Origin of the sequence: uncultured Amaricoccus sp., from assembly GCF_937891315.1 — a bacterium.
Classification (GTDB): domain Bacteria; phylum Pseudomonadota; class Alphaproteobacteria; order Rhodobacterales; family Rhodobacteraceae; genus Amaricoccus.
The window spans coordinates 1-8,102 of sequence record NZ_CALAGI010000003.1 but is presented as its reverse complement, the minus strand read 5'-3'; the positions used below and the strand labels follow the sequence as shown (position 1 = coordinate 8,102).

The 8,102-nt window shown below is 65.4% G+C and carries 5 protein-coding genes and 1 pseudogene; all 6 read left to right on the top strand.

Annotation, left to right across the window (positions count from 1 at the left end):
• The first annotated feature begins 196 nt into the window (after window positions 1–196).
• Window positions 197–625, top strand: a complete 429-nt coding sequence (rplK, locus tag Q0480_RS00150; RefSeq protein ID WP_299129482.1) for a 50S ribosomal protein L11 — start codon at window positions 197–199, stop codon at window positions 623–625.
• 6 nt (window positions 626–631) lie between these two features.
• Complete coding sequence (gene rplA / locus Q0480_RS00145; protein WP_299129480.1) at window positions 632–1,327, top strand: 50S ribosomal protein L1; 696 nt, start codon at window positions 632–634, stop codon at window positions 1,325–1,327.
• A gap of 252 nt (window positions 1,328–1,579) precedes the next feature.
• Window positions 1,580–2,095, top strand: a complete 516-nt coding sequence (gene rplJ, locus Q0480_RS00140) for a 50S ribosomal protein L10 (RefSeq protein WP_299129484.1) — start codon at window positions 1,580–1,582, stop codon at window positions 2,093–2,095.
• Window positions 2,096–2,167: 72 nt separating this feature from the next.
• On the top strand, window positions 2,168–2,545 hold the full coding sequence (rplL, locus tag Q0480_RS00135) for a 50S ribosomal protein L7/L12 (protein WP_299129478.1): 378 nt from the start codon (window positions 2,168–2,170) through the stop codon (window positions 2,543–2,545).
• A gap of 329 nt (window positions 2,546–2,874) precedes the next feature.
• The gene (gene rpoB, locus Q0480_RS00130) at window positions 2,875–7,008 is read left to right on the top strand and encodes a DNA-directed RNA polymerase subunit beta (RefSeq protein WP_299129476.1); all 4,134 of its coding nucleotides are present in this window, start codon (window positions 2,875–2,877) and stop codon (window positions 7,006–7,008) included.
• A gap of 49 nt (window positions 7,009–7,057) precedes the next feature.
• Window positions 7,058–8,102: pseudogene (locus tag Q0480_RS00125) on the top strand (DNA-directed RNA polymerase subunit beta'); the annotation flags it as partial.

The window sequence follows — 8,102 nt, the reverse complement described above, 5'->3', positions numbered from 1 at the left end:
CGGTCTCGATCTTCGGCCGGGCGACCCCGGTCGAGCTGGAATTCACGCAGGTCTCCAAGGCTTCGTGAAGGCGCCCGGGGCCGCTGGTCCCGGGACAATCGTGGGAGGCGGGGCGGCGCGCCGCCCGGAGCCGGACCACGCCATCGCAACCCCGAGGGACGCGTCCCGCGGGAATGGAAAGTGAGAGGAGGCCACCATGGCCAAGAAGGTCGCAGGCAGCCTGAAGCTGCAGGTCGCCGCCGGCAAGGCGAACCCGTCCCCGCCCGTGGGGCCGGCGCTCGGTCAGCGCGGCATCAACATCATGGAATTCTGCAAAGCGTTCAACGCCAAGACGCAGGATCTCGAGGTGGGCTCGCCGACCCCGGTGATCATCACCTATTTCACCGACAAGTCCTTCACCATGGAGATCAAGACGCCGCCGGCGTCCTTCCTGCTGAAGAAGGCGGCGGGCCTGAAGTCCGCGTCCAAGACGCCGGGCAAGGCCTCGGCGGGCACGGTGACCCTCGCCCAGGTGCGCGAGATCGCCGAGACCAAGATGCGCGATCTGAACGCGAACGACATCGACGCGGCCATGCTGATCATCGCCGGCTCCGCCCGGTCGATGGGCATCGAGATCAAGGGGTAAGGGCGAATGGCAAAAGTCGCAAAGCGCATCGCCGCCGCTCGCAAGTCCGTCGAGGGCAAGACCAACCTGCCGCTGGCCGAGGCGGTGAAGCTCGTCAAGGCGAATGCCACGGCGAAGTTCGACGAGACGCTGGAGATCGCGATGAATCTCGGCGTCGATCCCCGCCACGCGGACCAGATGGTGCGCGGCGTCGTCAACCTGCCGAACGGCACCGGCAAGACCGTGCGCGTCGCGGTCTTCGCCCGCGGCGCCAAGGCCGACGAGGCCACGGCGGCGGGCGCCGATATCGTCGGCGCCGAGGATCTGATGGAGACGATCCAGAGCGGCAAGATCGAGTTCGACCGCTGCGTGGCGACGCCGGACATGATGCCGATCGTCGGCCGGCTCGGCAAGATCCTCGGCCCGCGCAACCTGATGCCGAACCCGAAGGTGGGCACGGTGACCATGGATGTCGCGACCGCGGTGAAGAACGCCAAGGGCGGCGAGGTCCAGTTCAAGGTCGAGAAGGCGGGCGTGCTGCATGGCGGCGTCGGCAAGACCTCGTTCGACGAGGAAAAGCTTGTCGAGAACGTCAGGGCCTTCGTCCAGGCGGTGAGCCGGGCGAAGCCGACCGGCGCCAAGGGCACGTATCTGAAGCAGATCGCCCTGTCCTCGACCATGGGCCCGGGCGTGACGGTCGATATCGCCAGCGCGGTGGAATAGCCGAAGGAATTCCCCCGGGCGACCGGGGGATGCGACGGGCGGCCAACCCCTCGGGGCGCGCCTCCCGACTGTCCGAGACGGTGGGTTGCCGGGAAACCGGCGGAAATCCTGCCCGAGATGGGAAACGATCAGGATCTATCCGGGCCTTTCCGGGGGTGGTTTTGGCGGGACCCGTAAGGACCCGAGACGCCGGGAAACCGGCGAAACTGAGCGGTGGGGGTCTCGGCCTTCGCCATGAACTTGGAGAGCACTGTGGATAGAGCCCAAAAGGAAGTGGTGGTCGGGGATCTCGGCCAGATCTTCGCGGACTCTGGTGTCGTCGTGGTCGCGCACTACGAAGGCCTCACGGTCGCCGAGATGACGGACTTTCGCCTGCGGATGAAATCCGCCGGCGGAGCGGTCCGCGTCGCCAAGAACAAGCTCGCCAAGATCGCCCTGAAGGGGACCCCCGGTGAAAAGATGGGGGATCTGCTGAAGGGCATGACGGTGCTCGCCTATTCGGAGGACCCGGTCGCCGCCGCGAAAGTGGTGGAGGCCTATGCCAAGGACAACAAGAAGCTTGTTGTCCTCGGGGGTGCGATGGGGGCGACGCCGCTCGACGAGGCCGGGGTGAAAGCCGTGGCCGCGATGCCGTCGCGTGAGGAGCTGATCGCTTCGATCGTGGCCTGCATCGGGGCTCCGGCGGGCAACCTCGTCTCGGCCATTGGCGCGCCGGCCGCGAATATCGCGGCCATCTTGACCACGCTCGAAGAGCGTGAGGCGGCATAATCGAAGCAACCCCGAGGCCGGTGGGACGCGATTGGACCCCGGACGTGACAAAGAACCTGATTGGAAAACAAAATGGCTGACCTGAAGAAGCTTGCCGAAGAGATCGTGGGCCTGACCCTTCTCGAGGCGTCCGAACTGAAGAAGATCCTCAAGGACGAGTACGGCATCGAGCCGGCCGCCGGCGCGGTGGCCGTGGCCGCCGGCCCGGCCGCTGGCCCGGCCGAAGTCGCCGAGGAACAGACCGAGTTCGACGTGATCCTGAAGGCCGCTGGCGCCCAGAAGATCAACGTGATCAAGGAAGTTCGCGCGATCACCGGTCTCGGCCTCAAGGAGGCGAAGGACCTGGTGGAAGCCGGCGGCAAGGCGGTGAAGGAAGGTGTCTCCAAGGCCGAAGCCGAGGAGATCAAGAAGAAGCTGGTCGATGCCGGCGCCGAAGTCGAGCTGAAGTGATTGATCGCAACTTAAGGTTGCGTTAATCAAGTTGACTGGGCCCGCGTCCGCGCGGGTCCAGTCTCGCATTTGAGAGAGCCGCTGTCGCAAGGTGACTCTCGGATGCGTTCAGACCGCGTTTCACCAACGCGCCGGGGGGACCAGCGTGGACGTGAAATGTGTGAAGGAAGTGCGTTTCTCCGGGCGCCCGCGAGCGGGCATCCTGACAGACGCATTGATCCGGGTGTGCGAAGTGGGACATCGCACAAGCATGGGATCAAATCGTCGGGCACAGCCGAGAGACCCGTTCCCCGTCGGGCCTCTCGCATGCAGGCAAGAGGTACGAGAGCATGGCTCAGACGCATTCAGGTCACAAGCGCATTCGGAAGTTCTACGGCAAGATCCGCGAAGTCGCGGAAATGCCGAACCTCATCGAGGTTCAGAAGTCGAGCTATGACCTGTTTCTGAAGTCGGGCGATCAGGACACCCCCCAGGACGGCGAGGGCCTGAAGGGTGTGTTCCAGTCGGTCTTCCCGATCCGCGACTTCAACGAGACAGCCACGCTGGAATTTGTACGCTACGAGCTCGAAGCGCCGAAATACGACGTCGACGAATGCATGCAGCGCGACATGACCTATGCCGCGCCGCTGAAGGTGACGCTGCGCCTGATCGTCTTCGAGGTCGACGAGGAAACCGGCTCGCGTTCGGTCAAGGACATCAAGGAGCAGGACGTCTACATGGGCGACATGCCCCTGATGACGCCGAACGGCACCTTCGTCGTCAACGGCACCGAGCGGGTGATCGTCAGCCAGATGCACCGCAGCCCCGGCGTGTTCTTCGACCATGACCGCGGCAAGACCCATTCGTCCGGCAAGCTCCTGTTCACCAGCCGGATCATCCCCTATCGCGGCTCCTGGCTCGATTTCGAGTTCGATGCCAAGGATATCGTCTTCGCCCGTATCGACCGTCGCCGGAAACTGCCGGTGACGACGCTGCTCTATGCGCTGGGGCTCGACCAGGAGGCGATCTGCGACGCCTATTACGACACCGTCACCTTCCGCAAGGAAGGCAACATGTGGGCGACCCGCTTCTTCCCCGAGCGCGCGCGCGGCACCAAGCCGAACCATGACATCGTGAACGCCGCCACCGGCGAGGTCATCGCCGAGGCCGGCAAGAAGATCACGCCGCGCATGGTCAAGGAATGGCAGGAGAAGGGCGACATCGCCGAGGTGCTGGCGCCTTTCGACACGATGATCGGCCGCTATTCCGCCAAGGACATCATCAACGAGCAGACCGGCGCGATCTGGGTCGAGGCCGGCGACGAGCTGACCTGGGACATCGACGCCAAGACCGGAGACATCACCGGCGGCACGCTCAAGGTGCTGCTCGACAATGGCGTCACCGAGATCCCGACCCTCGACATCGACAATGTCAATGTCGGCGCCTACATCCGCACGACGATGGCGGTCGACAAGAACTACAACCGCGATCAGGCGCTGATGGACATCTATCGCGTCATGCGCCCGGGCGAGCCGCCGACGGTCGAGGCCGCCAGCGTGTTGTTCAACAGCCTGTTCTTCGACGGCGAGCGCTACGACCTCAGCGCCGTCGGCCGGGTGAAGATGAACATGCGCCTCGACCTCGACGCGCCCGACACCATGCGCACTTTGCGCAACGCCGACATCATCGCCGTGATCAAGGCGCTGGTCGAACTGCGCGACGGCAAGGGCGAGATCGACGACATCGACCATCTCGGCAACCGGCGCGTGCGCTCGGTCGGCGAGCTGATGGAGAACCAGTACCGCGTCGGCCTGCTCCGCATGGAGCGCGCGATCCGCGAGCGGATGTCCTCGGTCGAGATCGACACGGTGATGCCGCAGGATCTGATCAACGCCAAGCCCGCGGCGGCGGCGGTGCGCGAGTTCTTCGGCTCGTCGCAGCTTTCGCAGTTCATGGACCAGACCAACCCGCTGTCCGAAGTCACCCACAAGCGCCGCCTCTCGGCCCTCGGGCCGGGCGGTCTGACCCGCGAGCGCGCCGGCTTCGAGGTGCGCGACGTCCACCCGACCCACTACGGCCGGATGTGCCCGATCGAGACGCCGGAAGGCCCGAACATCGGCCTGATCAACAGCCTCGCCAGCTTCGCGCGGGTGAACAAGTACGGCTTCATCGAGACCCCCTACCGGCACGTCCGGGACGGCAAGGTCACCGATGACGTGCAGTACATGTCCGCCACCGAGGAGATGCGTCACACCATCGCGCAGGCGAACGCCGACCTCGACGCGGAAGGCCGCTTCACCTCCGATCTGGTCTCGACCCGCAAGTCCGGCGACTTCATGCTGAACCCGCCGGCCAATATCGACCTGATCGACGTCTCGCCGAAACAGCTCGTCTCCGTCGCCGCCTCGCTGATCCCGTTCCTCGAGAACGACGACGCGAACCGCGCGCTGATGGGCTCGAACATGCAGCGCCAGGCGGTGCCGCTGCTCCGCGCCGAGGCTCCTTACGTCGGCACCGGCATCGAGGAGATCGTGGCCCGTGACTCGGGCGCGGCGATCACCGCGCGCCGGGCCGGCGTGGTCGATCAGGTGGATGCGATGCGCATCGTGATCCGGGCCACCGAGGACGTGGCACCGGGCGACCCGGGCGTCGATATCTACCGGCTGCGCAAGTTCCAGCGCTCGAACCAGAACACCTGCATCAACCAGCGTCCGCTGATCAAGGTCGGCGACACGGTGAAGAAGGGCGAGTTCATCGCGGACGGTCCCTCGACCGACCTCGGCGAGCTGGCGCTGGGCAAGAACGTGCTCGTCGCCTTCATGCCCTGGAACGGCTACAATTACGAGGACTCCATCCTCATCTCCGAGCGGATCGTGAAGGACGACGTCTTCACCTCGATCCACATCGAGGAGTTCGAGGTCGCGGCCCGCGACACCAAGCTCGGGCCGGAGGAGATCACCCGCGACATCCCGAACGTCGGCGAGGAAGCTTTGCGCAACCTCGACGAGGCCGGCATCGTCTATATCGGCGCCGAAGTGGGGCCGGGCGACATCCTGGTCGGCAAGATCACCCCGAAGGGTGAATCGCCGATGACGCCGGAGGAAAAGCTCCTCCGCGCGATCTTCGGCGAAAAGGCGTCCGACGTGCGCGACACCTCGCTCCGGCTGCCGCCGGGCGACTATGGCACGGTGGTCGAGGTCCGGGTCTTCAACCGGCACGGCGTCGACAAGGACGAGCGCGCGCTGCAGATCGAGCGCGAGGAGGTCGAGCGCCTCAGCCGCGACCGCGACGACGAGATGGCGATCCTCGAGCGCAACATCTATGCGCGCCTGAAAGCCATGCTGCTCGGCAAGACCGCGGTGAAGGGTCCGAAGGGGATCAAGGCCGGCTCGACCATCGACGAGGAACTGCTCGGCACGCTCAGCCGCGGCCAGTGGTGGCAGCTCGCCCTCGGCGAGGAGCCGGACGCGCTGGCGCAGGAGCAACTGCACGCGCAGTTCGAGCTGCAGAAAAAGGCGCTGGAGCGGCGGTTCGAGGACAAGGTGGAGAAGGTCCGCCGCGGCGACGACCTGCCCCCGGGCGTGATGAAGATGGTCAAGGTCTTCATCGCGGTGAAGCGCAAGCTGCAGCCGGGCGACAAGATGGCCGGCCGTCACGGCAACAAGGGCGTGATCAGCCGCGTGGTGCCGGAAGCGGACATGCCGTTCCTCGCGGACGGCACGCCGGTCGATTTCGTGCTGAACCCGCTCGGCGTGCCGAGCCGCATGAATGTCGGGCAGATCCTCGAGACCCATATGGGCTGGGCCGCGCGGGGTCTCGGCAAGTCGATCGACCTCGGCCTGCAGGAGTATCGCCGCTCGGGCGACATGACGCCGGTGCGCGAGGCGATGAAGGTCGCCTATGGCGAAGAGGTCTATAACGAGGCCATCGCCGACCTGCCGCGGGACGAGTTCCTCGAGGCCGCCGACAATGTCATCTCGGGCGTTCCGGTCGCGACGCCGGTCTTCGACGGCGCCAAGGAGGCGGACGTGAACGACGCGCTGGAACGGGCGGGCTTCGACACCTCCGGCCAGTCCATCGTCTATGACGGCCGGACCGGCGAGCAGTTCACCCGGCCGGTCACGGTCGGCGTGAAGTACCTGCTGAAGCTGCACCATCTGGTGGACGACAAGATCCACGCGCGCTCGACCGGACCGTACAGCCTCGTCACCCAGCAGCCGCTGGGCGGCAAGGCGCAGTTCGGCGGCCAGCGGTTCGGCGAGATGGAGGTCTGGGCCCTTGAAGCCTACGGCGCGGCCTATACCTTGCAGGAAATGCTGACCGTGAAATCCGACGACGTGGCGGGCCGGACGAAAGTCTACGAGTCCATCGTCAAGGGCGAGGACAATTTCGAGGCGGGTGTCCCGGAATCGTTCAACGTGCTGGTCAAGGAAATCCGCTCGCTCGGCCTGAATATCGAGCTTCTGGATTCGGAAGCGGAGTGAGGGCGTTTCGCGCCCTCGCCTCCCCTGAAACGCGATTGAGGATTCTCAGATGAACCAGGAAATCACCAACCCGTTCACTCCGGTCCAGCCGCTGCGCACCTTCGACGAGATCAAGATCTCGCTCGCGAGTCCCGAGCGGATCCTGTCTTGGTCCTATGGCGAGATCAAGAAGCCGGAAACGATCAACTACCGCACGTTCAAGCCGGAGCGGGACGGGCTGTTCTGCGCCCGGATCTTCGGGCCGATCAAGGATTACGAGTGCCTGTGCGGCAAGTACAAGCGGATGAAGTATCGCGGCGTCGTCTGCGAGAAATGCGGCGTCGAGGTGACGCTGCAGAAGGTCCGGCGCGAGCGCATGGGCCATATCGAGCTGGCCTCGCCGGTCGCGCATATCTGGTTCCTGAAGTCGCTGCCGTCGCGCATCGGCCTCATGCTCGACATGACGCTGCGTGACCTCGAACGCATCCTCTATTTCGAGCAGTACGTGGTCATCGAGCCCGGCCTGACCGACCTCAAGGCCGGTCAGTTGCTAGGCGAGGAGGAGTTCCTCGACGCGCAGGACCGCTTCGGCGAGGATGCCTTCCGCGCCGGCATCGGCGCCGAGGCGATCCGCGAAATGCTCGCCGCCATCGACCTCGATTCCGAGGCCGAACAGCTGCGCGCCGATCTCGCCGAGGCAACCGGCGAACTGAAGCCGAAGAAGATCATCAAGCGGCTGAAGCTGGTGGAATCCTTCCGCGAAAGCGGCAACCGTCCCGAGTGGATGGTCCTCACCGTCATTCCGGTGATCCCGCCCGAACTGCGCCCGCTCGTGCCGCTGGACGGCGGCCGCTTCGCCACCTCCGACCTCAACGACCTCTACCGCCGGGTCATCAACCGCAACAACCGCCTGAAGCGGCTGATCGAGCTGCGCGCGCCGGACATCATCATCCGCAACGAGAAGCGGATGCTGCAGGAATCCGTCGACGCCCTCTTCGACAACGGCCGCCGCGGCCGCGTCATCACCGGCACCAACAAGCGCCCGCTGAAGTCGCTCTCGGACATGCTCAAGGGCAAGCAGGGCCGGTTCCGCCAGAACCTGCTCGGCAAGCGCG

Coding starts and splice junctions, on each gene's coding strand:
- rpoB (WP_299129476.1), top strand. CDS start 2,875: ATGGCTCAGACGCATTCAGGTCACAAGCGCATTCGGAAGTTCTACGGC.
- rplK (WP_299129482.1), top strand. CDS start 197: ATGGCCAAGAAGGTCGCAGGCAGCCTGAAGCTGCAGGTCGCCGCCGGC.
- rplA (WP_299129480.1), top strand. CDS start 632: ATGGCAAAAGTCGCAAAGCGCATCGCCGCCGCTCGCAAGTCCGTCGAG.
- rplL (WP_299129478.1), top strand. CDS start 2,168: ATGGCTGACCTGAAGAAGCTTGCCGAAGAGATCGTGGGCCTGACCCTT.